At 71.9% G+C, this 23,903-nt stretch carries 20 protein-coding genes; 13 read left to right on the forward strand and 7 right to left on the reverse strand.

Annotated elements, in window-relative coordinates:
* Positions 1-41: 41 nt before the first annotated feature.
* Together O7553_RS20515 and O7553_RS20520 are read right to left on the reverse strand one after the other, a co-directional pair.
* Positions 42-1,730 carry a methylmalonyl-CoA mutase family protein gene (locus tag O7553_RS20515; protein ID WP_281551313.1) on the reverse strand — a complete coding sequence of 563 codons (1,689 nt, stop codon included), beginning with the start codon at positions 1,728-1,730 and terminating at the stop codon, positions 42-44.
* Positions 1,731-1,824: 94 nt separating this feature from the next.
* Positions 1,825-3,531: a proline--tRNA ligase gene (locus tag O7553_RS20520; protein WP_281551314.1), complete on the reverse strand. Its 1,707-nt coding sequence runs from the start codon at positions 3,529-3,531 to the stop codon at positions 1,825-1,827.
* 174 nt (positions 3,532-3,705) lie between these two features.
* Between O7553_RS20520 and O7553_RS20525 the strand changes: the two genes are divergently transcribed.
* Together O7553_RS20525 and O7553_RS20530 are read left to right on the forward strand one after the other, a co-directional pair.
* Positions 3,706-4,632 carry an LLM class F420-dependent oxidoreductase gene (locus O7553_RS20525; protein WP_281555684.1) on the forward strand — a complete coding sequence of 309 codons (927 nt, stop codon included), beginning with the start codon at positions 3,706-3,708 and terminating at the stop codon, positions 4,630-4,632.
* 173 nt (positions 4,633-4,805) lie between these two features.
* The gene (locus tag O7553_RS20530) at positions 4,806-5,504 is read left to right on the forward strand and encodes a hypothetical protein (protein WP_281551315.1); all 699 of its coding nucleotides are present in this window, start codon (positions 4,806-4,808) and stop codon (positions 5,502-5,504) included.
* Between the two features lie 89 nt (positions 5,505-5,593).
* Here O7553_RS20530 and O7553_RS20535 read toward each other — a convergent pair whose 3' ends face one another.
* The 3 genes from O7553_RS20535 to O7553_RS20545 form a co-directional block, all read right to left on the reverse strand.
* Positions 5,594-6,262 carry an ATP-binding cassette domain-containing protein gene (locus O7553_RS20535; protein WP_281555685.1) on the reverse strand — a complete coding sequence of 223 codons (669 nt, stop codon included), beginning with the start codon at positions 6,260-6,262 and terminating at the stop codon, positions 5,594-5,596.
* A 141-nt stretch (positions 6,263-6,403) separates the two neighbouring features.
* On the reverse strand, positions 6,404-7,411 hold the full coding sequence (meaB, locus tag O7553_RS20540) for a methylmalonyl Co-A mutase-associated GTPase MeaB (RefSeq protein ID WP_281555686.1): 1,008 nt from the start codon (positions 7,409-7,411) through the stop codon (positions 6,404-6,406).
* Between the two features lie 20 nt (positions 7,412-7,431).
* Positions 7,432-8,619, reverse strand: a complete 1,188-nt coding sequence (locus O7553_RS20545; RefSeq protein ID WP_281551316.1) for an acetyl-CoA C-acetyltransferase — start codon at positions 8,617-8,619, stop codon at positions 7,432-7,434.
* Positions 8,620-8,696: 77 nt separating this feature from the next.
* On the opposite strand from O7553_RS20545, the gene mce reads away from it, so the two are divergent.
* The 3 genes from mce (at position 8,697) to O7553_RS20560 (ending at position 13,045) form a co-directional block, all read left to right on the forward strand.
* On the forward strand, positions 8,697-9,182 hold the full coding sequence (gene mce, locus O7553_RS20550; protein WP_281551317.1) for a methylmalonyl-CoA epimerase: 486 nt from the start codon (positions 8,697-8,699) through the stop codon (positions 9,180-9,182).
* Positions 9,183-9,643: 461 nt separating this feature from the next.
* Positions 9,644-10,888 carry a DivIVA domain-containing protein gene (locus tag O7553_RS20555; protein WP_281551318.1) on the forward strand — a complete coding sequence of 415 codons (1,245 nt, stop codon included), beginning with the start codon at positions 9,644-9,646 and terminating at the stop codon, positions 10,886-10,888.
* Positions 10,889-11,170: 282 nt separating this feature from the next.
* Entirely contained in the window at positions 11,171-13,045 is a 1,875-nt protein-coding gene (locus O7553_RS20560; protein ID WP_281551319.1) for a hypothetical protein, read from the forward strand.
* 54 nt (positions 13,046-13,099) lie between these two features.
* Here O7553_RS20560 and O7553_RS20565 read toward each other — a convergent pair whose 3' ends face one another.
* Positions 13,100-13,726: an acyltransferase gene (locus O7553_RS20565; protein ID WP_281551320.1), complete on the reverse strand. Its 627-nt coding sequence runs from the start codon at positions 13,724-13,726 to the stop codon at positions 13,100-13,102.
* A gap of 393 nt (positions 13,727-14,119) precedes the next feature.
* On the opposite strand from O7553_RS20565, the gene O7553_RS20570 reads away from it, so the two are divergent.
* The 8 genes from O7553_RS20570 to O7553_RS20605 are packed head-to-tail and all read left to right on the forward strand — an operon-like array spanning position 14,120 to position 22,433.
* Positions 14,120-15,175, forward strand: coding sequence for a Gfo/Idh/MocA family oxidoreductase (locus O7553_RS20570; protein WP_281551321.1), 1,056 nt, complete (start codon positions 14,120-14,122; stop codon positions 15,173-15,175).
* Positions 15,172-16,215, forward strand: coding sequence for an NAD-dependent epimerase/dehydratase family protein (locus tag O7553_RS20575; RefSeq protein ID WP_281551322.1), 1,044 nt, complete (start codon positions 15,172-15,174; stop codon positions 16,213-16,215). The genes O7553_RS20570 and O7553_RS20575 overlap by 4 nt, the downstream gene beginning before the upstream one ends.
* Positions 16,212-17,360, forward strand: a complete 1,149-nt coding sequence (locus tag O7553_RS20580; RefSeq protein ID WP_281551323.1) for a DegT/DnrJ/EryC1/StrS family aminotransferase — start codon at positions 16,212-16,214, stop codon at positions 17,358-17,360. The genes O7553_RS20575 and O7553_RS20580 overlap by 4 nt, the downstream gene beginning before the upstream one ends.
* The gene (locus O7553_RS20585) at positions 17,357-18,112 is read left to right on the forward strand and encodes an acetyltransferase (protein WP_281551324.1); all 756 of its coding nucleotides are present in this window, start codon (positions 17,357-17,359) and stop codon (positions 18,110-18,112) included. Before O7553_RS20580 ends, O7553_RS20585 begins: the two co-directional genes overlap by 4 nt.
* On the forward strand, positions 18,109-19,239 hold the full coding sequence (locus tag O7553_RS20590) for a DegT/DnrJ/EryC1/StrS family aminotransferase (protein WP_281551325.1): 1,131 nt from the start codon (positions 18,109-18,111) through the stop codon (positions 19,237-19,239). Before O7553_RS20585 ends, O7553_RS20590 begins: the two co-directional genes overlap by 4 nt.
* Positions 19,236-20,528 carry an MFS transporter gene (locus O7553_RS20595; protein ID WP_281551326.1) on the forward strand — a complete coding sequence of 431 codons (1,293 nt, stop codon included), beginning with the start codon at positions 19,236-19,238 and terminating at the stop codon, positions 20,526-20,528. Before O7553_RS20590 ends, O7553_RS20595 begins: the two co-directional genes overlap by 4 nt.
* Entirely contained in the window at positions 20,528-21,547 is a 1,020-nt protein-coding gene (locus tag O7553_RS20600) for a hypothetical protein (protein ID WP_281551327.1), read from the forward strand. Before O7553_RS20595 ends, O7553_RS20600 begins: the two co-directional genes overlap by 1 nt.
* Before the next feature lie 19 nt (positions 21,548-21,566).
* Positions 21,567-22,433, forward strand: coding sequence for a DUF6492 family protein (locus O7553_RS20605; protein ID WP_281551328.1), 867 nt, complete (start codon positions 21,567-21,569; stop codon positions 22,431-22,433).
* Positions 22,434-22,441: 8 nt separating this feature from the next.
* Here O7553_RS20605 and O7553_RS20610 read toward each other — a convergent pair whose 3' ends face one another.
* Complete coding sequence (locus tag O7553_RS20610) at positions 22,442-23,788, reverse strand: hypothetical protein (RefSeq protein WP_281551329.1); 1,347 nt, start codon at positions 23,786-23,788, stop codon at positions 22,442-22,444.
* Positions 23,789-23,903 lie beyond the last annotated feature (115 nt).

The following is a 23,903-nucleotide window of genomic DNA, read 5'->3' on the forward strand; positions in this document are numbered from 1 at the left end:
GTGGCCGGCACGGGCCCCCAGGTCAGGAGCGCGGGGTCGGATCAGAAGCGGGCCGGCTCGCGGTAGACGCCCCATTCGGCACGCAGCGCATCGCAGATCTCGCCGAGGGTCGCCTCGACGCGGACCGCGTCGAGCATCGCCGGCACCATGTTGTCGCCGTCCCGGGCTGCGGTGACCAGGTCGTCGAGTCGGCGGCGGACCAGCGCGTCGTCCCGGTCGGCCTTACGGGCGGCCAGCAGCCGGCGCTGCTCGACCTCCACCTCGTGAGAGATTCGCAGGATCTCCAGCTCCTTGGCGACCGTACCGGTGTGGCAGTTCACCCCGACGATTTTCTTCCGGCCGTCCTCGACCGCCTGCTGGTACGCGAACGCCGCCTCGGCGATCTGCCCGGTGAACCAGCCGTCTTCGATGCCGCGCAGGATGCCGGAGGTGATCGGCCCGATCGGGTGCGGGCCGTCGCCGCCCAGCTGACGGATGCGGGCGAAGATCTCCTCCGCCTCGGCCTCGATTCGGTCGGTGAGCGCCTCGACGTACCAGGCACCGCCGAGCGGGTCGGCGACGTTGGCCACCCCGGTCTCGTCCATCAGCACCTGCTGGGTACGCAACGCGATCTCCGCAGACTCGTCGGTGGGCAGCGCCAGGGTCTCGTCCAGGGCGTTGGTGTGCAGCGAGTTGGTGCCGCCGAGCACCGCCGCGAGCGCTTCGACCGCCGTACGTACCACGTTGTTGACCGGTTGCTGCGCGGTCAGTGACACCCCGGCGGTCTGGGTGTGGAACCGCAGCCAGAGGGCGCGTTCGTCGGTGGCGCCGTACTCGTCGCGCAGCCAGCGGGCCCAGATCCGCCGGGCGGCGCGGAACTTCGCGATCTCCTCGAAGAAGTCGACGTGCGCGTCGAAGAAGAAACTCAGCCCGGGGGCGAACCGGTTGACGTCCAGCCCGCGGGAGAGCCCCAGCTCGACGTAGCCGAAGCCGTCGGCGAGGGTGTACGCCAGCTCCTGCGCGGCGGTGGAGCCGGCCTCCCGGATGTGGTATCCGGAGATTGACAGCGGTTTGTAGCGCGGGATCCGCCGCGCGCAGAACTCCATCAGGTCACCGATCAGCCGCAGGTGCGGCTCGGGGCCGAACAGCCACTCCTTCTGGGCGATGTACTCCTTGAAGATGTCGGTCTGCAGGGTGCCGTCCAGGGTGGCCAGGTCGGCGCCCTGCCGTTCGGCGGCGACCAGGTACATGCAGAACACCGGCACCGCCGGCCCGGAAATGGTCATCGAGGTGGTGACCGCCGCCAGGTCGATGCCGTCGAAGAGCACGTCCATGTCGGCGGCGGAGTCGATCGCCACCCCGCAGTGGCCGACCTCGCCGAGCGACTGCGGGTCGTCGGAGTCGCGGCCCATCAGCGTCGGCATGTCGAAGGCCACCGACAGTCCCCCGCCGCCGGCACCGAGGATCATTTTGTACCGCTCGTTGGTCTGCCGGGCGTTGCCGAAGCCGGCGAACTGCCGAATGGTCCAGGTCCGCCCCCGGTAGCCGGTCGGATACAACCCTCGGGTGTACGGGTACTCGCCCGGCCAGCCGATCCGCTCGAAGCCGGGGTGGTCGGCGCCGTCGGGCGGACCGTAGACCGGATCCACCGTCGTGCCGGACAGCGTGGTGAAGTCCGCGTCGCGTTTCTTCGCGGCGTCGTAGCGGGCCTGCCAGCGGGCGCGACCGGCGGCAATCTGTTCGGCGTCCATCGAAGGGCCTCCTCGGGTCCGGGCGGATCCGAGTCTAGAGCCCGTACTGAACGATCGCTAAGCCCACCGGCTGCGATCGTCGACGGATGCCACCTCAGCCCGCCGGCCGCAACAGCCGCCGGAGATGGTCGACCACCTCGCCCACCGGCACCCGTACCGTCTCCCCGGTGGCCCGGTCGGTCACCTCGACCACCCCCTCGGCCAGCGACCGCTTGCCGACCGTGACCCGCAACGGAATGCCGACCAGCTCGACGTCGCGGAACTTGACCCCGGCCCGCTCCGCTCGGTCGTCGATCACCACGTCCACCCGCTCGGCGAGCAGCCGCTGGTAGATCCGCTCGCCGGTCTCGGCGACCGGCCGGTCGTCGACCTGGGCGACGACCACCGCCACCGAGAACGGGGCGACCGCCACCGGCCAGACGATTCCCTCGGCGTCGTGGTGGCTTTCAACGATCGCCGCCATCGCCCGTTCCACCCCGATCCCGTAACTGCCCATCACCACCGGAATCCGGTCGCCGGCCGGGTCGAGCACCGCCGCGTCCAATGCCTCGCTGTAGCGCTGCCCGAGCTTGAAGATGTGCCCGACCTCGATCGCCCGGCGTACCCGCAGCGGCTCCCCGCACGTCACGCACGGCTGACCGGCGGCCACCTCGCGCAGGTCGGCCCAGCTGCCGACGGAGACGTCCCGGCCGACGTCGACGCCACGCAAATGGACGCCGTCGACGTTGGCGCCGGTGAACATGTCCCGCCGGCCGCGCAGCGCCTCGTCGGCGATCACCGGCACCCCGGTCACCCCGACCGCGCCCAGGCTGCCCGGGGCCGCCCCCAACGCCGCCCGGATCTCGTCGGCGGCTGCCGCCCGCAGCTGCACCGCACCGGTGGCGTCGGCCAGCTTCTGCTCGTTGAGCGGATGGTCGCCGCGCAGCAGCACCAGGGTCAGCTCGCCGTCGAGCACGTACACCAGGGTCTTGATCTGCCGGTCGGCCGGCGCGGCGAAGCGCACCGCGAGATCGTCGATGGTCCGTACGCCCGGGGTGTCGAACGGCTGCGGGGCGGCGGACCCGGCGGCGTCCGTCCATGGATCGAGCCGCGACGTCGCCTTCTCCAGGTTCGCGGCGTAGCCGCAGGCCGGGCAGTCGACCACCTGGTCCTCGCCGGTCGGTGCCGGGCACATGAACTCGACCGACGCCGACCCGCCCATGGCACCGCTGGACGCCTGCACGGCAACCGCCGGGACGCCCAGCCGGTCGAAGATCCGCCGGTACGCGTCGTGGTGCAGGTCGAAGGACCGGTCCAGCCCGGCCCGGTCCAGGTCGAAGCTGTACGAGTCCTTCATGGTGAACTCGCGGGTGCGCAGCAGCCCGGCCTTGGGCCGCGGCTCGTCCCGGAACTTGGTCTGGAACTGGTACCACAGCTGCGGCAGCTCCCGGTAGGAGTTCAGCTCCCGGGCGAGGATCGTGAACACCTCTTCGTGGGTCATGCCCAACGCCAGGTCGGCGCCCCTGCGGTCGCGCAGCCGGAACATCTCCTCACCCATCGAATCCCACCGACCGGTCCGGCGCCAGATCTCCGCCGGATGCAACGCGGGCAGGCTGAACTCCTGCGCCCCGATCCGCGTCATCTCGTCGCGGATCACCTCGATGACCTTCGCCCGTACCCGCACCGCCAGCGGCAGCAGCGAGTAGTGGCCGGCCATCAACTGCCGCAGGTAGCCGGCCCGCAGCAGCAGCCGGTGGCTCGGCGCGTCGGCCTCCGCCGGGTCATCGCGCAACGTAGGAATGTGTAGTCGGGACCAGCGCATGAACGGCCTTCCTCACTTCCGGCGGCGGCGCGGCACTCAGCAACGACACAGGGTAAACCGGGTCGGGTCCCAGGTAGCGCGGTGCTGGTCGATGAAGTCCCCGACGACAACGTCTCCTACCGGGCGTACCGGTGCGCCCGGCCCGGTCGTCCTGACCGGCATATGCTCGACGGCGTGGACTTGCGGATCTTCACCGAACCTCAGCAGGGTGCCAGCTACCAGCAGCTTCTCGCGGTGGCCCGGTGCGCCGAAGACGCCGGGTACGACGCATTCTTCCGGTCCGACCACTATCTGGCGATGGGCGGCGACGGACTGCCCGGCCCGACCGACGCCTGGACGACCCTCGCCGGGCTGGCCCGGGACACCAGCCGGATCCGGCTCGGCACCCTGATGACCGCCGCGACCTTCCGCTACCCCGGTCCGCTGGCGATCACCGTCGCGCAGGTCGACGAGATGAGCGGCGGTCGGGTCGAGTTCGGCATCGGGGCCGGCTGGTTCGAGGCCGAACACACCGCGTACGCGGTTCCGTTCCCGTCGCTGGCCGAGCGGTTCGACCGGCTCGACGAGCAGCTGGCGATCATCACCGGCCTGTGGGAGACCCCGGTCGGCGACACCTTCGACTTCCTGGGCAGGTACTACCAGGTCACCGACTCTCCGGCGCTGCCCAAGCCGGTGCAGCGGCCCCGGCCGCCGGTGCTGCTCGGCGGGAAGGGCCGCAAGCGGACCCCGCAGCTGACCGCCCGCTACGCCGACGAGTTCAACGTGCCGTTCGAGGGCCTCGCCGAGTCGGCGCGGCTGTTCCAGCAGGTGCGGACGGCCTGCACCGAGGCGGGCCGCGATCCGGACGGCCTGCGGCTGTCCAACGCGCTGGTGCTGTGCTGTGGTCGTGACGACGCCGAGGTGGCGCGGCGGGCGGCGGTCATCGGCCGGGAGCCGGACGAGCTGCGCGCCAACGGCCTGGCCGGCACGCCGGCCGAGGTGGTGGACAAGATCGGCCGGTACGCCGAGATCGGCGCCCAACGGATCTACCTGCAGGTGCTGGACCTGGCCGACCTGGACCACATCGAGCTCGTCGCCGCCGAGGTGGCACCGCAGTTGTGACCCGCTGCCGGGCCGGCCGGTGTCGGAATGCCGGCCGGTGCCGGAATCTCGACTGGCTGGTGTTCGAGCAGTCCGGCGTCCTCACCTCGACGCAGGCCACCGAGCATCTGGGCCGGTCCGGGCTGCGCCGGCGTATCGGTCGTGGGCAGTGACGGCGGATCTGTGCCGGGATCGTGTTTACCAGCAACGGGCCGCTGACCGCCGAGCAGACACTCTGGGTAGCTGTGCTGTTGGCAGGCCCGACGGCGCTGCTGGGCGGGCTCACCGCAGCCCGTGAAGGAGTGCTGCGCTTCGCGGGTGGCGCGGGTCCGATCCAGGTACTCGTCGACGGTGACCGGCAGTACCCGGAGCTACGTCGTCGGCTGCCCCTCGACATGCCGGCGATGATGGTCCGGCGGACCACGGTGACGCCCGAGGAACATCACCAGGTGGGTCGCCCGATGCGTACCAGCATGGCGCGGTCGCTGGTCGATGCCGCAGAATGGGCACGTTCCGACGACGAGGCGCAGGCGATCATCGCCGCCGGTTGCCAACAGCGTCGGGTCGTTCCGGCCGAGATCCTCGCCGCCCTGCGCTGGCTGCCCCGGGTCCGGCGACGCCGGTTGATCGCCGCTGCGGCGGCGGACGCCGATGGTGGGGCGACCGCGCTGTCCGAGATCGATTTCGTCCGGCTCTGCCGGCGGCATCGACTGCCGCCACCGGACCTGCAACAGCGGCGCAAGGACCGGGCCGGACGGGTGCGTTACCTCGACGCGTGCTGGCGTCGCCGGCGACCGGATCCTCCGTTTCCCGGCCTATCTGATCCGGGTGCGCCCGGCCGAAATAGTCGACCATTGACCGCGGCGCTCCGAGCGGCCGGCTGGCCGGGTTGAACCTGCCCGCGCCGGCTGAGTCCGCCGCGTGCCGACCGAGCCCCGCCGCGATCTAGAAGAACCATGGTCGATATACCGGCCAGATCCTTCTAGATCACTCGTAGGTCGGGCCATGGCCGGGTCAGTTCGGCCCGGCCGTCGAGCAGGTGCAGTTCGGCGTCGCAGGCGGCAGCCGCCTCCGAGTCGTGGGTGGCGAAGACGACGGCTGCACCCCGGTCGGCCTCGGCCCGCAGCAGGTCGAGGACCAGCTGACGGTTGGCCGCGTCCAGCTCGCTGGTCACCTCGTCGGCGAGCAGCACGTCACCGTGCAGCGCCAGCGCCCGGGCCAACGCGGTCCGCTGCTGCTGGCCGCCGGAGAGCTCCTCGACGAGTTGGTCGGACTGACCGGCGAGGCCGAGCCGGTCGAGTGCGGCCGCGCCGGCCCGCCGCGCTGCCGCTGGGCTCATCCCGACAGCGATCAGCGCCACCTGCAGGTTCTCCCCTGCTGTCAGTATCGCGGCGAGACCGTTGTCCTGTGGGACCAGCACGACCTTGCGATCCACGGCGTGGTCGCGGCCGCGCAGCGGTTCACCGCCAAGCGAGATGGATCCGCCGATCGGCCGCAGCAGGCCGGCCATCGCCGATAGCAGGGTCGTCTTGCCCGCGCCGGACGGCCCGGTGACCGCCAGCAGGTGACCGGGTCGCACGGTCAGCGTCACGTCACGCAGCACCGGCTCGGCACTGAGGTAGCCTACGGTCGCAGCCGCGAGCTCGATGATCGGGAGATCGACGGTGGTGGGCACGCGCCGACCCTAGCGGACCTCGCGTCGGTGCGCCGACCGCGCCCTGCGGGAGCAGCCGGTTCAGCGGGGGGATGGCAGCCGTCGGCATGGCATGGGGTGGAAGCGGGGTGGGCCCGGTCAGCGCGACGGCGGGGCCGGCCCGGTCAACTCGGTGAGTAGCCGATCGGCGGCGGCGTACGGGTCGAGCCGGCCGGCGAGCACCTCGGCGGCGAGTTCGGCGGGCAGCGTACCGTCGCGCAGCGAGCTGATCCGCCCGCGCAGCGTGCCGATCGCGATCGCCTCGACCTCGGCGGCGACCCGCCGGGCCCGACGGGCGGTGAGCTCGCCCCGGCCGGCCAGCCAGTCGCGGTGCCGTTCGATCGCGGTCACCAGTTCGTCGAGACCGTCGCCGTGGGCGGCCACGGTCCGCAGCACCGGCGGGCGCCAGCCGCCCGGGGCGGTGGCGGTCAGCGCGAGCATGCCCTTCAGGTCCCGTACGGTGCCGTCGGCGCCGTCGCGGTCGGCCTTGTTGACCACGAAGATGTCGGCGATCTCCAGGATGCCAGCCTTCACCGCCTGCACGGCGTCACCCATGCCGGGGGCGAGCAGCACCACCGTGGTGTCGGCCAGCCCGGCCACCTCGACCTCCGCCTGCCCGACGCCGACCGTCTCGATCAGCACGACGTCGCAGCCGACGCCGTCGAGGACCCGGACCGCCGCCGGGGTCGCCGACGACAGCCCGCCGAGGTGGCCCCGGCTGGACATCGACCGGATGTACACGCCCGGGTCGGTGGCGTGGTCCTGCATCCGTACCCGGTCGCCGAGGATCGCACCGCCGGTGAACGGGCTGGACGGATCGACGGCGAGGACGCCGACCCGCAGGTTCCGGCCGCGCAGCACCCGGACCAGCTCGCTGGTGGTGGTCGACTTGCCGACGCCGGGGGCGCCGGTCAGCCCGACGACCAGGGCGTGCCCGGTGTGCCCGGCCAGCTCGGCGGCGATCCGCGGCAGCTGCGGCCCACCGGACTCGACCAGCGTGATCAGCCGCGCGACGGACCGAGCGTCGCCGGCGCGGGCCCGCCGGACGAGATCCGGTACGTCCCGGGAGCCGCCCCGGCTCACCTGGCCGTCGGAGCCTGCGGTCACTTCGCCGTCGGAGCCTGCGGTCACTTCGCGGTCGGCACCCGCAGGATCAGGGCGTCGCCCTGCCCGCCGCCACCGCAGAGCGCAGCGGCGCCGGTCCCGCCGCCGCGTCGGCGCAGCTCCAGCGCGAGAGTCAGCGCCAGCCGGGCGCCGGACATGCCGATCGGGTGACCGAGAGCAATCGCGCCGCCGTTGACGTTGACGATGCCTGGATCGACGTCGAGGTCCCGGGTCGACTGGACGCCGACGGCGGCGAACGCCTCGTTGATCTCGATCAGGTCGAGATCGGTGACGGTCATCCCGGCCTTGCCGAGGGCGTGCCGGATGGCGTTGGACGGCTGGGAGTGCAGCGAGTTGTCCGGGCCGGCGACGTTGCCGTGCGCGCCGATCTCGGCGATCCAGTCGAGGCCGAGCGCCTCGGCCCGGGACCGGCTCATCACCACCACGGCGCACGCGCCGTCCGAGATCGGTGATGAACTACCGGCGGTGATGGTGCCGTCCGGGGTGAAGGCGGGACGGAGCCGGGCCAGCGTCTCGACGGTGGTGTCCGGCCGGATTCCCTCGTCGTTGAGCAGCCGGACCGGGTCACCCTTGCGCTGCGGCACCTCAATCGGGGTGATCTCTTCGGCGAAGACGCCGTTCTTCTGGGCTACTGCGGCCCGCTGGTGGCTGGTGGCGGCGAAGGCGTCCTGCTCGGCCCGGCTGATGCCGAGCCGGGTGCCGTGCCGCTCGGTCGACTCGCCCATCGCGCAGCAGTCGAACACGTCGGTCAGCCCGTCCAGGGCCATGTGGTCGGCGACCACCACGTCGCCGTACTTGTAGCCGGCACGCTGGCCGCGCAGCAGATGCGGCGCGTTGGTCATCGACTCCATCCCGCCGGCCACCACGACGTCGAACTCGCCGGCCCGGATCAACTGGTCGGCGAGCGCGATCGCGTCGAGACCGGAAAGGCAGACCTTGTTGATGGTGAGGGCGGGTACGCTCATCGGGATACCGGCGCCGACCGCGGCCTGCCGGGCCGGCATCTGGCCGGTGCCGGCCTGGAGCACCTGGCCCATGATGACGTACTGCACCTGATCGGGGTCGACGCCGCCGCGACCGAGGGCGGCGGAGATCGCGGTCGAGCCGAGGGCGGTGGCCGGGAAGTCCTTCAGGTTGCCGAGCAACCGGCCCATCGGGGTGCGTGCGCCGCTGACGATCACCGAGGTCATGGGATTCCGCCTCCGCACAGTGGGACAAGGCCGGGGTGCCGGCGACAACTTAACGATGGTTCGGCCAGACTATCGCCATGACGGAAGAAGCTCCTGCCGAGGCCGCTGCGGACTATGTCACAGACATCGGCCTGCTGAAGATCGACCATGTCGGGATCGCTGTGGCGGATCTGGACACCGCGCTCGATTTCTACACCCGCACCTTCGGCATGCGCTGCGTACACCTGGAAGTCAATCACGCCCAAGGGGTACGCGAGGCCATGCTCGCCGTCGGGCCGGTGCCCGACGGCGGTCAGGTGCAGCTGCTCGCCCCGTTGTCTGCCGAGTCGACCATCGCCAAGTTCCTGGACCGCAACGGCCCCGGGATGCAGCAGCTGGCGTACACGGTGGTGGACATCGACGCGGCGTGCGCGGCGCTGCGCGAGCGCGGACTACGGCTGCTCTACGACGCACCTCGGCCGGGCACCGCAGGTTCGCGGATCAACTTCGTGCACCCGAAGGACGCCGGCGGCGTCCTGGTCGAGTTGGTCCAGCCGGCGGCGACCCCGGACCAGCCGGCCTAAGTCACAAACCGGCCCGGTCGTACCGACTGGCCGGCCAGTTCCGGTCCGCTGATGCGGATCGACGGACCGGAACTGGTCGGTCGGGAATGCCGAAAGGAAGCGGGCCGGACAACTTCACCGGTTTTCAGGTACGGCGTCCGACGGCGGGCCACCCGGCGTGGCACTGGCGGCGTAACGGTTCGTCGTCGGCTGGCCCGCAGGCTGAGCCACGGCCCCACCCGGCGTCGCCCGGAAAGCACCCAGAGGAACCGCTCTGAGCTGCTCATACATCGCCATGACCGGGCTCTGGACGGAGTGCACGGCGATGACCCGACCACCCGAAAGACTTCGTTGCGTACGCATACGCCTACAATTCGTATACCGAGCGCCGGTCGGCCAAGGAAAGATGACCATGTCGGCTATCGTGGTGACGGGCAGTTCGCTCTTGCGAAACACCCTGGTACATCTGCCACTATGTCTCAATGCCCCAGCAGCAGTCCTCCCTTGCGTTCTTCGATAACGCCAGCGCTCCGCACGACTTCACCGTCGTGCTTCGTGGCTACGACCGCAACCAGGTGGATGACCACCTGCAGCGCCTGGTAGCCGCCCTCACCCAGTCGGAGCAGGCTCGAGCTGAGGCCGAGCAGCGGATGAACGACGCGCAGCGCCGGCTCCGCCAGGCCGAGCAGCGGCTCAACGCGGTCGAACAGAAGCTCACCGACACCAACAAGCAGCTCGAGGAGAACAACCGGCCCACCCTCTCCGGCCTGGGAACCCGGGTGGAGCAGATTCTCCGGCTGGCCGAGGAGCAGGCCAACGACCACCGCGGTGAGGCCAAGCGGGAGTCCGAGGGCATCCTCTCTGCGGCCCGGCTGGAGGCCCGGGAGATCACCGACAAGGCGCGGGCCGAGGCCGCCGCGATGAAGGCCGGGGCCGAGCGGGAGGCGGGCAGCGTCCGGACCGCGGCTGAGCGGGAGGCGGCCGAGGTCCGGGTGCAGGCCCGCCGCGAGGCGGACACGCTGCGGGCCGACGCGGAACGGGAGACCAAGCAGCTGCGGGCGGTCACCGCCCACGAGGTCGCCGAGCTGAAGTCGACCGTGGAGCGCGAGGTCGCCACCCTGCGGGCCACCGCGGAGCGGGAGATCACCCAACTGCGGGCCAAGGCGGCCCGGGAGGCTGAGGAGAAGCGGGCCGAGGCGACCAAGCTGCTCACCGACGCCCGCGACAAGCGGGACAAGGATCTGCAGGCACTGGAGCTGCAGCTGGCTGAACGCCGGGAGAAGGCCGAGCGGGAAGAGTCCGAGCGGCACGCCGCCCAGGTCGCACAGACCCAGCGGATGGTCGCCGAGGCCGAGGGGCGTGCCCGGGCCGCCGAGGACCGGTCCAAGGAGATCGAGCAGCGCGCCGAGGCACGCCGGATCGAGTCCGAGCGGTCCGCCCAGGAGACCGTGGACAAGGCGAAGTCGCTGGCGGACAAGACTCTCAACGAGGCGCGCAGCGAAGCCAACCGACTGCTCACCGAGGCCCGGACCGAGGCCGAGCTGACCACCCAGGCCGCCCGCCGCGAGGTCGAGGACCTCAACCGGCAGAAGGACGCGGTCACCTCGCAGCTGGGCCAGATGCTCTCCGGCCTGGCCGGCATCGTTCCCGGCGTGCCGGCGGGCGGCGCGGACAGCGGCAAGGCCGACGAGAACGCCGAGCCGGTCAACGCCAAGTCGGCGAGCTGACCACTGATTGGACACCGTTCAGCGAGCTGACCAGCTGAACCGAACCGCCGAAGGGCCGCGCCGGTGCTCCGGCGCGGCCCTTCGCGTTCGGTGCCCGGTCCCCTGCTGTGCGTGTCCCGGCCAGCCCTGCCGCCCGGCGGCGACGCGCACGATCACCGCCGGTGATGCGGCATACCCGCTGGGCGAATGGTTCACACCTGGCAAATCATCCGAAGTGACGCGCGTCCTGTCAGGAGCATGGGTATCGCCCCGCAACAGGGCGTTGCGTGTGAGGATGGAGCCATGGCGCAAGGCGAAGAACTCTTCAACCTTGACGGGGACTCCGGATCGGGGCCCAACTTCGAGCTGGCGATCCGGGGGTACGACAAACGTCAGGTCGACCGCTACATCGCCCGTACCGAGAACGAGCTGGCCACGCTCGGCGCGGAACGGGAACAGATTTACGTGCAGATGCACACCCTGGCTGCGCAGATCGAGCAGCTCCAGGCCGATCTGACCGAGGCCCGGAGGGAGACCAGCTTTCTGGACCAGGTGTCGTTCCGGCACCTCGGCCCGCGGGTCGAGCAGATCCTCGGGCTCGCCGAGGACCAGGCTGAGGAGATCCGGTTCAACGCGGCCGAGGAGATCGACTCCCGCCGCGCCGAGGCCGAGCAGGTGCTCGCCGACGCCCGGCAGCAGGCCGACACCGCGATGCGCGACTTCGAGCTGGCGCTCGCCGCTCGCCGCGCGGAGGAGGACCGCGCCAACGCCGCCCGCCGCGCCGAGGCCGAGGCGACCGTGACCAGCGCCCGTGAGGAGTCGGACAACCTGCGGGCTGCGGCCGAGGCCGCTCTCGTCGCTGCCCGGGAGGAGGCCAACCAGCTCATCGCCACCGCCCAGCAGCAGGCCGACGACGCGCTGCACGCGGCACGACGGGAAGCCGACGACACCGTCAAGGCCGCCCAGCGGGAAGCCCGGCAGACCGTCACCACCGCCCAGGAACAGGCCAGCAACGCGGTCAGCACCGCCCAGGAGACCGCCGACCGGACCCTGGCCGACGCTCAGGCCGAAGCCGAACGGCTGGTCACCCAGGCCCGGATGGACGCCAGCCGCATGGTCACCACCGCCCAGGAAGAGGCAACCAACCTGCGCGAGGCCGCCGAAGCGGCGGTCGCCGCCGCCCGGCAGGACGCCGAACGGATCCGTACCGAGGGCGAGGCCGCCGCCGAGTCGGCCCACCGGGAGGCCGCCCAGGCCGTCGAGCAGGCCACCGAGTACGTCACCCGGACGCACGCCGAGACCGACGCGTTCGTCGCGCAGACCCGCGCCGAGCTGGACCAGGAGCTCACCGCCCGACGTGACCAGGTCGAGCAGGAGCTGACCACGCTGCGCAGTACCGCCGAAGCAGAGGTCGCCGAGCTACGCGACGGCGTACAGCAGGAGGTCGACCGGCGCCGCGCGACGATGGAGCAGGAGATCGGCGAGTTGCGGACCGCCGCCGAGCAGGAGGTGGAGCAGTGGCGCAGCACCACCCAGGAGATCATCACCAACCAGCGCGGTGAGGCCGAGGAGTACGCAACCCACATCCGCTCCCGGGCCGAGGAGCAGGCGGTGACCATCCGCCAGCAGGCCGAGGAGTACGCGCTCAGCACGCGGGGCAGCGCCGACGAGCACGCCGCGAGTGTCCGACGTCTCTCCGAGGAGCACGCGGCGATCGCCCAGCGCCAGCTGGCCAGCAGTCAGCAGCAGGTGGCATCCGCCCAGCGTGAGGTGGTCTCCGCCGGTCAGCAACTCACCGAGGTGCTGCAGGAGGTCGCCGAGGCGCAGCAGGCACTGGCCGACCTGCGGCACCAGATGGTGCTCACCCGGCAGGAGTCCGACGAGGCACGGCGTACGCTCAGCGCGGTCCAGGCCGAGCTTGCCGGCGAGCAGCAGCGCCTCGCCGGGATGCGGGAAGCCGAGCAGGTAACTCTGGCGCAGGAACCAGAGCCGGCGGAACAACAGCCCGAGCCGACCGCACAACAGCCTGAGCGGGCACCGGCGACGCAGGCTCCCGCGGCGGAGCCGGAGCAGACCCTACCGGTGGACGCGGTCCCGACCGAGGCGGTGTCGGTCGATCAGACCGCCGAGAAGGTCGTTGCGGGCGCGCCCGAGCGCAAGCGCCGTACCCACGCCTGACCCCGGCCCGCGGACCGCCGATGATCCTGCCGTGCACATGTGGGGTGGCCGGCTTCACTCCTCGGTGAGCAGCCCATCGCACTCGACGTGGCGCTGCCCGGTGCGGGGGCAGACGAACCGGCCGTCGCCGTCCGCGACCAGCGGTACGCCGGCCCGGCCGACCCAGCCGACCCGGCGCGCCGGCACCCCGACGACCAGGGCGAAGTCCGGGACGTCCCGGGTGACCACGGCCCCGGCGGCGACCGTCGCCCAGCGGCCGATACGCACCGGGGCGACACAGACCGCCCGGGCACCGATCGCCGCGCCGGTGCCGATGGTGACACCGACCGCAGTCCAGTCGTCGCCGGTCTTCAGCCGCCCGTCCGGGGTGACCGCCCGGGGGTACTCGTCGTTGGTCAGCACCGCCGCCGGCCCGATGAACACTCCGTCGTCGAGCTGCGCCGGCTCGTAGACGAGGGCGTGATTCTGCAGTTTGACGTTGTCGCCGAGCCGGACCCCCGGACCGACGTACGCTCCGCGGCCGATGATGCAGTTGCGGCCGACCGACGCGTCCTCGCGGACCTGGGCCAGGTGCCAGACGCGGGTGCCGGCACCGATACTCGCCGTGTCGGCCACGTCGGCCGAGCCGGCGACAGTGGCGTCGGCGTCAGTGGCGTCCGGACGCGCTGCGGTTGCACTCATGAGCCGTGATCCTTCCTGGTCACCGGCAGTGTGCCAGAACTGCCGGAGGTGCGGCGCACACGGTAGGGGGTCACCGACGCCGCCGATGTCGGGAAACCGACCCTGCGCCCCGAAGCGGCCGACTCTCCGGCTGGAAGGGACCGACCCTCCGGGCCGGCACTGGCCGACAGGTGGACCCAGGCCGACGAAGGTACCTCGTGACCTCGCGGTTGTGCCGGGTTTACGTCACAGTGCTGGCGTCGGCGTGGCAGCGCTCGGTAGCTTCCCGAACGGACCCTCTCCGCCGGGCCCACCGATGGGCCGCGCCCATCCGGCGGTGGCCCGGGTCGGCCCGGCTCGCCCGGGTCAGCATGCCCCCCGACGAAATGGACATCCGTGACTCATCCGCCTGCCATGCCGGACGAGCCCATCGGCGTAGCCGTCATCGGCGCCGGCTACTGGGGCCCCAACCTGGTCCGCAACTTCATGTCCAGCCCGGCGTTCCGGCTGCACTGGCTCTGTGACCTCGATCTCGGTCGGGCCCGCGCGGTGCTCGGCGACTACTCGACGGTCGGCGCGACAGACGACCTGGCCCGGGTACTCGCCGACGACTCGGTGCGTGCCGTGGCGATCGCCACACCGGCCGGCACCCACCTCGAGGTCGCCCTCGCCGCGCTGCGCGCCGGCAAGCACGTGCTGGTCGAGAAGCCGCTCGCCGCCAACCACGCCGACGGAACGCGGCTGGTCGCCGAGGCCGAGCAGCGCGGACTGACCCTGATGTGCGACCACACCTATTGCTACACCCCGGCGGTGCTGCGTATCCGGGAGATGCTGCACTCCGGCGAGCTGGGTGAGCTGCACTACCTCGACTCCGTACGGATCAACCTGGGCCTGGTGCAGCGCGACATCGACGTCGTCTGGGACCTCGCCCCGCACGACCTGTCCATTCTCGACTTCGTGCTGCCGCCAGGGGTACGGCCGGTGTCGGTCGCGGCGCACGGCGCCGACGGCATCGGCGCCGGCCGGGCCTGCGTGGCGTACCTCACCCTGCGGCTGAGCAGCGGCGCGATCGCCCACGTGCACGTCAACTGGCTGTCCCCGGTCAAGATCCGTACGACGATCATCGGCGGGTCGAAGCGGACCCTGGTCTGGGACGACCTCAACCCGGGCCAGCGGCTCGCCCTGTTCGACCGGGGCGTCGACGTCGCCACCTCCGACGAGCTCGGCACCGAGGCCCGTCGGGACATGCTGGTGTCGTATCGCTCCGGCGACATGGTCGCCCCGGCGCTGACCGAGCGGGAGGCGCTGCGCACCATGGTCGACGAATACGCCCGCGCCATCCGTACCGGCACCCCGGCGTTGACCGACGGCCGTTCCGGCCTGCGGGTGCTGGCCATCCTGGAAGCCGCCACCCGCAGCCTCGCCGCCGGCGGCACGATGATCCCGCTGGACGAGGAGCCCGCCGCATGACCGTCGCAGCCACTCCCGGCGCCGCCCCCGCGGTCGACCTGGCCAACTCGACCGTGCTGGTCACTGGCGGCGCCGGCTTCATCGGCTCACACCTGACCGAGCATCTCGTCTCGCTCGGCGCGCAGGTCGTGGTGCTGGACAACTTCCGCAACGGCACCCGGGAGAATCTGACGTTCCCCGGTGCCGAGTCGGTCCGGGTGATCGAGGGCGACATCTGCGACCCGCAGACCTGCCATGACGCGATGGCCGGGGTCGACGTGGTGTTCCACCTGGCCTGCCTCGGGGTACGCCACTCGCTGCACAGTCCGGTGGAGAACCACCAGGTCAACGCGCTCGGCACACTCAACGTGCTGGAGGCGGCGCGGGCCGCGCAGGTGTCCCGGCTGCTGTACGTGTCGACTTCGGAGATCTACGGTCGGGCGCTGGAGTTCCCGATCACCGAGCAGACCACCCCCTGGCCACTGACCGTCTACGGCAGCAGCAAACTCGCCGGCGAGCACTACGCCCGCTCGTACCTGGAGTGCTGGGGGCTGCCGGTGGTCTGCGTCCGGCCGTTCAACAACTACGGGCCGCGGTCGCACTTCGAGGGTGACTCCGGCGAGGTGATCCCCCGGTTCATCCTGCGGGCGCTGGCCGGGCAGCCGCCGGTGGTCTTCGGCGACGGCAGCGTCACCCGCGATTTCCTGTACGTGCGGGACTGCGTCGAGACGCTGGCCCGGGTCGCCGAGTCGACCGAACTGGTCGGCGAGGTGGTCAACCTCGGGTACGGCGAGGAGCTGTCCATCGGGCTGCTGGCCCGCACGGTGCTGGAAGCGGTCGGCCGCACCGACCTGCAACCGGTGTACGAGCCGCCGCGCCCGGCCGATGTCCCCCGGCTCTGGGTGGACACCTCCAGACTGCGCAAGACGGTCGACTTCGCCCCCCGCGTGTCGTTGGCCGAAGGCATCGGCCACACCCTCGAGTACTTCCAGCGGTTGCTGCGCGAGCAGCCCGGTGCGCTGGAGCGGATGCAGACCAGGAACTGGAGCCAACCGGCATGAGCGAGACCAGTCCGCGCCGCATCCAGGTGATGCTGCCGATGCTCGGCGAGGAGGAGGAGCAGGCCGCCGCCGCGGCGATCCGCTCCGGCTGGGTGGCCCAGGGCCCCCGGGTGGCGCAGTTCGAGCGCGAGTTCGCCGCCGTCGTCGGCGCCGACCACGGGGTGGCGGTCAGCTCCTGCACCACCGCGCTGCACCTGGCGCTGGTGCTGCACGGCGTCGGCCCCGGCGATGAGGTCGTCGTGCCGTCGCTGTCGTTCATCGCCACCGCGAACGCGGTCCGGCACGCCGGTGCCGAGCCGGTCTTCGCCGACGTCGACCTGGTCACCGGCAACCTGACCGTCGAGACGATCGAGGCGGTACGCACCCCGCGTACCCGGGCGGTGATCGCGGTCCACCAGGGCGGCATGCCGTTCGACACGGCCACGCTGCGTACGGCGGCCGCCGGCTGGGGCGTACCGCTGATCGAGGATGCCGCCTGCGCGGCTGGTTCCCGCGCGTACGGCCGACCGGTGGGTGCCGGGGCGACGGTCTCCGCCTGGTCGTTCCACCCGCGCAAGGTGATCACCACGGGTGAGGGTGGCATGCTGACCCTGGACGACGCCGACGGTGCGGCCCGGCTGCGCCGGCTGCGCGAGCACGGCATGAACGTCTCCGCCGCCGACCGGCATGCCAGCGCCCAGCCGGTGCTGGAGGCCTACCTGGAACCGGCCTTCAACTACCGGATGACCGACATCCAGGCGGCGGTCGGCCTGGTCCAGGTCGGTCGGCTCGCCGGCCTGGTCGCCGGCCGGCGGGCGCTCGCCGCCCGCTACCACCAACTGCTCGCCGGCATCGACGGCCTGGTAGCGGTGGTCGACCCGGCGTACGGCGAAACCAACTTCCAGTCGTTCTGGGTACGGGTCGACCCGGAGTTCGGCGTGAGCCGCGACGACGTGCTCACCGGGCTGTCCGACGCCGGGGTGTCGGCCCGGCGCGGCATCATGGCCGCTCATCTGGAGCCGGCGTACGCCGACGTCACCCCGGCCCCGCTGCCGGTGACCGAGCGGCTGACCCGCGACTCGCTGATCCTGCCGCTGCACCACGCCCTCACCGAGGCCGACCAGGACCACATCGTCGCGGTGCTGCGCAAACTGGCCGGCCGATGAGGGATCTGCTGATCGTCGGCGCCGGCGGGTTCGCCCGGGAGACCGCCGCCGCCGTCGCGGCGGTCAACGCGGTGTCGCCGACCTGGCGGCTGCGCGGCTTCCTCGACGACGACCCGGCGCTGCACGGCAGCCGGCGGGTTGACGTACCGGTGATCGGTGGCACCGACCTGGTCGCCGAACTGGCCGACGCGGCCGTGCTGGTCTGCGTCGGCAACCCCCGCAACTACCGGTCCCGGCAGCGGCTGGTCGAACGGTTCGGCCTGCCAGCGCAGCGCTACGCCACCGTGGTGCACCCGGCGGCCCGGATCGGTGCCGGCTGCACCGTCGGGCCGGGCAGTGTGCTGCTGGCCGGGGTGGATCTGACCGCCGAGGTGTCCGTCGGTGCACACGTCGCGGTGATGCCACAGGTGGTGCTGACCCACGACAACGTGATCGGGCCGCACGCCACGATCGCCTCCGGGGCGCGCCTCGGCGGCGGAGTACGGCTCGGCGACGGCGTCTACGTCGGTGCCGGCGCGCTGCTGCGCGACGGGATCGCCGTCGGTGCCTGGTCGCAGCTGGGCATGGGCTCGGTGGTGCTGCGCGACGTACCCGCCGACGAGGTGTGGGTCGGCGCGCCGGCCCGCTTCCTGCGCCGCGCCAACGCGCCGGTTGACGGCCCGGCCGACACCCCGGTTGACGGCCCGGCCGACGCCCCGGCCGACCACCCCGCCGATCGAACGAACGAGTCGCAGTTGAGGAGTCACGCGTGAGCAGCATCCCCCTCGTCGACCTGGCCGCCGCCCACACCGAGGTGGCCGAGGAGGTCGATGCCGGTTTCAAGCGGGTCCTCGCCGGCACCGCGTTCATCGGCGGCGCCGAGGTGACCGCCTTCGAGGCCGAGTACGCCACGTTCAGCGGCGTGCCGCACTGCGTCGGGGTGGCCAACGGCACCGACGCGCTGGAGCTGGCCCTGCGGGCGGTCGGGGTCGGCCCGGGCAGCGAGGTGATCCTGCCGGCGAACACGTTCATCGCCACCGCCGAGGCGGTCGCCCGGGCCGGCGCCCGGGTGGTGCTGGTCGACTGCGACCCGGCGACGTACCTGATCGACGTGGACGCGGCACTGGCCGCGGTCACCCCGGCCACCCGGGCGATCGCCCCGGTGCACCTGTACGGCCAGCTCGCCGAGGTGGACCGGCTGCGCGCCGGGCTCGCCAGCCTGTCCGCCACCGGGCAGGAGATCGCGATCGTCGAGGACGCCGCGCAGTGCCAGGGGGCGACCCGGCACGGCCGGGGCGCCGGTGCCGACGGGATCGCCGCCACCAGCTTCTACCCGGGCAAGAACCTCGGCGCGTACGGCGACGCCGGCGCGGTGGTCACCGCCGACGCCCAGCTCGCCGCTGACGTCCGGCGGATGTCGGCGCACGGCAGCGTCCGCAAGTACGTGCACGAGGTGGTCGGCTTCAACAGCCGACTCGACGGGCTGCAGGCGGTGGTGCTGCGGGCCAAGCTGGCCCGGCTGGCCGACTGGAACGACCGACGGCGCGCCATCGCGGCCCGCTACCACGAGCTGCTGGCCGGCCTCGACGTGGTCCGGCCGGTGACGCTGGACGGCAACGTGCACGTCTGGCACATCTACTGTGTCCGGGTGCCCGGCGGGGCTACCCGGCGGGACGCCGTGCTGGCCGTGTTGAACGCCGCAGGGATCGGTGCCGGCATTCACTACCCGGTACCGGTGCACCTGACCCCGGCCTTCGCCGATCTCGGCTACCCGGCCGGGTCGTTCCCGCACGCCGAGTCGACCGCGCCGGAGCTGCTGTCGCTGCCGATCTACCCGCAGTTGACCGCCGAGCAGCAGGACCGGGTCGTCGAGGTGCTGGCCGCCGCGCTGGCGGGTTGACCGGACAGTCCACCGTGTACGTCACCCTGCGCGACCGGCCCGGCGCGGACTCGGGCACCCCGGGCCGGGCCGTCGGCCGGCGGGTGTCCGGCACCGTGCTGCTACTCGGCACGGTCAGCCTGCTGACCGATGTCTCCTCGGAGATGGTCGCCTCGGTACTGCCGCTGTACCTGACCGTGGTGGTCGGGCTCAGCCCGGTGGCGTACGGCTTTCTCGACGGCGTCTACCAGGGGGTCAGCGCGCTGGTCCGGATCGCCGGCGGGTACGCCGGGGACCGCGGTGGGCACCCGAAGTGGGTGGCGGTGGTCGGCTACGGCGCGTCGGCGTTGAGCCGGATCGCCATGGTGCCGGCCCAGGGGTTCGCCGCGATCACCGCGGTGATCACCACGGACCGGCTCGGCAAGGGGCTGCGCACCGCGCCCCGGGACGCGCTGATCGCGGCCTCGTCGGACCCGGCGATGCTGGGGCGGGCGTTCGGCGTGCACCGGGCGTTGGACACGCTCGGCGCCGCGCTCGGGCCGCTGGTGGCGTTCGCCCTGCTCGCCGCTGTCCCGGGCAGCTACGACTCGGTGTTCCTGGTGTCGTTCGCGTTCGCGGTGGTCGGCGTGGCGGTGCTGGTGCTGTTCGTGCCGAACCTGTCGACCGCGGTGGGCGCGGTGCGGTTCGGGGTACGGCGGATGGTGGCCGAGGTGACCGGTGCGCGGCTGCGCCGGCCGCTGCTCGCCGCCGGGCTGCTCGGCCTGTCGACCGTCGGCGACGGCTTCCTCTACCTGACGTTGCAGGACCGCGACGACTTCGCCGCGCTGTACTTCCCGCTGTTGTTCGTCGGCACCAACGTGGCGTACCTGCTGCTGGCGGTGCCGATGGGCCGGCTGGCCGACCGGGTCGGCCGGGCGAAGGTGATGGTTGCCGGGCACGGCGCGCTGCTCGCCTGCTACCTGCTGGCCGCTGTGCCGGCCGGCGGCGTCGGACTGACCGTCGCGGTGCTGCTGCTGCTCGGCGTCTTCTACGCCGCCACCGACGGGGTGCTGCCGGCGCTGGTCGCCCGGTTGGTGCCGGCCCCGGCCCGGGGCAGCGGGATCGCCGCCGCGCAGACGGTGGTGGTGCTGACCCGGTTCGTCTCGTCGGTCGCTTTCGGTCTGTTGTGGTCGGTGACCGGTCCGGCCGGTGCGGTGCTGGTCTTCTCGGCGGTCCTGGCCGGCGGCATCCCGACGGCCTGGTGGCTGCTGCATGGCGTGGACCGGGCTCCGGCGGCCGGCGACGCCGTACCGGCGGGTGGGGGGTCCTGATGGGGCTGCGGGTCCGGCTGGCGGTCCTCGCCGCGATCGTGCTGCTGGTGACGTTCGGCGCCGGCGGGTACGTGTGGCAGGTCCGGCAGTCGCAGGCCCGGGTGCAGGCCGACGCCAGCCCGGTGCCGGTGCGAGCCGACGTGGCTGCGGTCCGCGCCGAGGCGCACCTGGTGTTCCGCTCCACCGCGCTGGGCACCGGCTACGGCGAGATCGCGATGACGCCGCTGAGTGACCCGGACGGTCCGCGGGCGCTGACCGGGGCGAGCTGCGAGCGGGTGTACGCCACCGACTCGCAGACCATCTGCCTGTCCGCCGAGCGTGGGCTGCTCACCGTGTACCGGGCGCAGCTGCTGGACACCGGGTTCGAGCCGAAGCAGGACCTGCCGTTCACCGGGATCCCGTCGCGGGCCCGGCTGTCGCGCGACGGTACGTTGGCCGCGACGACGTCGTTCGTGGCCGGCGACTCCTACGCCAACCCGGGCGAGTTCTCCACCCGTACGGTGATCACCCGCACCGACGGCGAGATGGTCGGCGACATCGAACAGTTCCCGCTCTACGTCGACGGTGAACTGGTCACCGCGGTCGACAAGAACCTGTGGGGGGTCACCTTCGCCGACGACGACCGGTTCTACGCCACCGCCGCCTCGGGTGGCCGGACCTGGCTGGTCGAGGGGAGCATCGGCGGGCGCCGGGTCGACGCGCTGCGGGAGGACGCCGAGTGCCCGTCGTTGTCACCGGACCGGACCCGGGTGGTGTTCAAGAAGCGCGGCGACCTGCCGCCCGGCCAGTGGCGGCTGGCCGTCTACGACCTGGCCACCGGCACCGAGACCGTGCTGGCCGAGACCCGCAGCGTCGACGACCAGGTCGAGTGGCTCGACGACGGAAACGTCGTCTACGGGCTGCCCCGCGACGCGGACGGCGGTGCGGCGACCAGCGACGTGTGGCAGGTCCCGGCGGACGGTTCGGGAGCACCGCAGGTACTGGTGCACGATGCCTGGTCACCGGCGGTGGTCCGGTGACCCGACGAAGGAGATCATCTTGACGGAGCTTGCCGTGGTCACCCCGAGCTTCGGCCCGGATTTCGAGTTGTGCGCCGCGTTGCACCGCTCGGTGCTGGCCCACTCACCCGCCTCGGTGCGGCATCACATCATCGTGCCCCGGGCGGACCTGCCCCGCTTCGGCGCGCTGCGGGGCGACCGCACGGTGCTGCACGACGAGGCCGAGTTCCTGCCGTCGTCGGTCCGGTCGCTGCCGGGGACGAAGTACTCGGTGAACCTGCGCCGGCCGTTCCCGCCGCTACGCGGCTGGATCCTGCAACAGGTGATCAAGTTGTCGGCGGCGGCCCGGATCCCGGCGGACGTCGTGGTGCTGGTCGACTCGGACATCGAGTTCGTCCGGCCGTTCTCCGCAGCGACCTTCCGCCGCGACGACGTCGTACGGTTCTACCGCCAACCGGACGAGGTCGACCAGCGGCTGCCCCGACATGTCCGGTGGCACGAGGTGGCCCGCGCGTTGCTGGGGTTGCCGGCGCAGCCGCCGCCCTACCCGGACTATGTCTCGTCCCTGCTGGCCTGGGATCCGCAGATCGTCCGAGGGCTGCTGCAGCGGATCGAGTCGGTCACCGGGCGGCGGTGGGTCGATGTCGTCGGCGCACAACTGCACTTCTCCGAGTGGACGCTGTACGGCGTCTACGTCGACGAGGTGCTCGGTGGCCGGGCGGCGACCGGGTACGCCGCGACTGGCAGCCGGTGCCACGCGTACTGGGACGAGGTGCCGCTCGACGAGTCGTCGGTGGCCCGTTTCGTCGCCGGGATCGGCCCGGACGACGTTGCCGTGATGATCTCGGCGAAGTCGCGGACGCCCTTGGAACTTCGCCGGGCGGCGATCACCGCGCTGACCGGCTGAGCGACCGGTCAGTACGCGCCGCAGCTGGAACCGCCGTCGACCCGGTAGACGTGCACGGCGTTGCCGTCGATGAACGAGTCGGTGAACCGACCGTCGTCGGCGAGCAGGGTGCGGTCCTCATCGAGCACGGTGATCCGGGCGTCACCGACGCACGGCAGTTGGAACGTCGCCTCGGCGACGCTGCCACCCGCCGAGCCGGCGAGCAGGTGGAAATGGCCGTCGTACCATTTGGTGGCCAGGTCGACGCCGGCGGAAACGCTGGCCACCCCGTCGGCGTACGGCGCATTGAGCACCGGCGCGAGCTGGGTGATCCGGGCGTTGACCGCCGCGACGGCCGACCGCACCGGCGCATAGCAGGGCTCCCGCAGGGCGTGCTGGCTCTGGCAGGGGCCGCTGAAGCTGTGGTTGAAGTAGACGATCCCTCGGGCGCCGTGAATGATGCTGCTCCACACCGCCGCGACGACCTGCTCCGGGGCGATCGTCGGGTAGTGCTCCTCGTTGAACGGACGCCCGACCTCGACGAAGCTCCAGACCGGTCGGCTGCCGGGCGGCGAGACCAGGGACCGGACCCGGTCGACGGTACGGCCGTAGTTCGCGGCCCGGTGGCACAGCTCGGCGGGCAGCCGCTCGGCTCCGTCGACGGTGGTGAGCTGGTCGGGGTCGAAGAACCGACCGCCTTCGCTGTGCCCGCAGATGCCACGGTCGGTGAACCAGTAGGTGTCGACCGACACGACGTCGGCGAACTCGTTGACGAAGCGGGCGGCATCGGCGTCGCTCTGCCAGAACGCAATTCCCTTGCCGTAGTTGGCCATCCGCAGTCGCTGGTCGTCCGGGAGCCGGTCGAGGATGTCGCGCTGCACGGTATAGCCGCACTCGCCGTCAGCCGGTTGGCAGATATCACCCTGCCCAGGAAAGTTGCCAGTCCAGGGATCGTCGCCCGGCCCCGCCCACATGTCGGCCTCGTCGGAGATCAGCCAGCCGCCGGTCTCGTCACCGTGTTCGCCGATCGGGCTGGTGATCGTGTGCATCCCAGCGGCTCGGACGAGGTCGAGGTTGGTGGTGCCGGTCAACTCGACGTACGTGTTGAGGCCGATCTCGGCGTCCTTGGCGGTGTCGGCGGGGTCGGTGACGCTTTCCAGCCAGACCCCGATCGGGAAGAACCCCGCATCGGTGGGCAGGGACGGGGAGAAGCGGTCGTAGAAGTCCGGGCCGCCGTCGACCGGGCGCAGCGTCGCACCGGCACCGCCCGCAGTCGCGACCGTGCCGGGGGCGATCCCAGCGGCGACCGGGCCTCGGGCCGTGACGCTGATCGCCCATGCCGTGCCCGCGACGCCGAGCGCGCTGAGGACGATCATGCTGACGATCAAGATCCAGCGCCGACGTGACGTGGCGGCGACGACCATGGGCGCCCCTTTGTACGGCACCTACCGGCGCCAGTGATTCAACCAGAAGTAGTCGGACAACCACGAT

The organism is Solwaraspora sp. WMMA2059 (assembly GCF_027497315.1).
Classification (GTDB): domain Bacteria; phylum Actinomycetota; class Actinomycetes; order Mycobacteriales; family Micromonosporaceae; genus Micromonospora_E.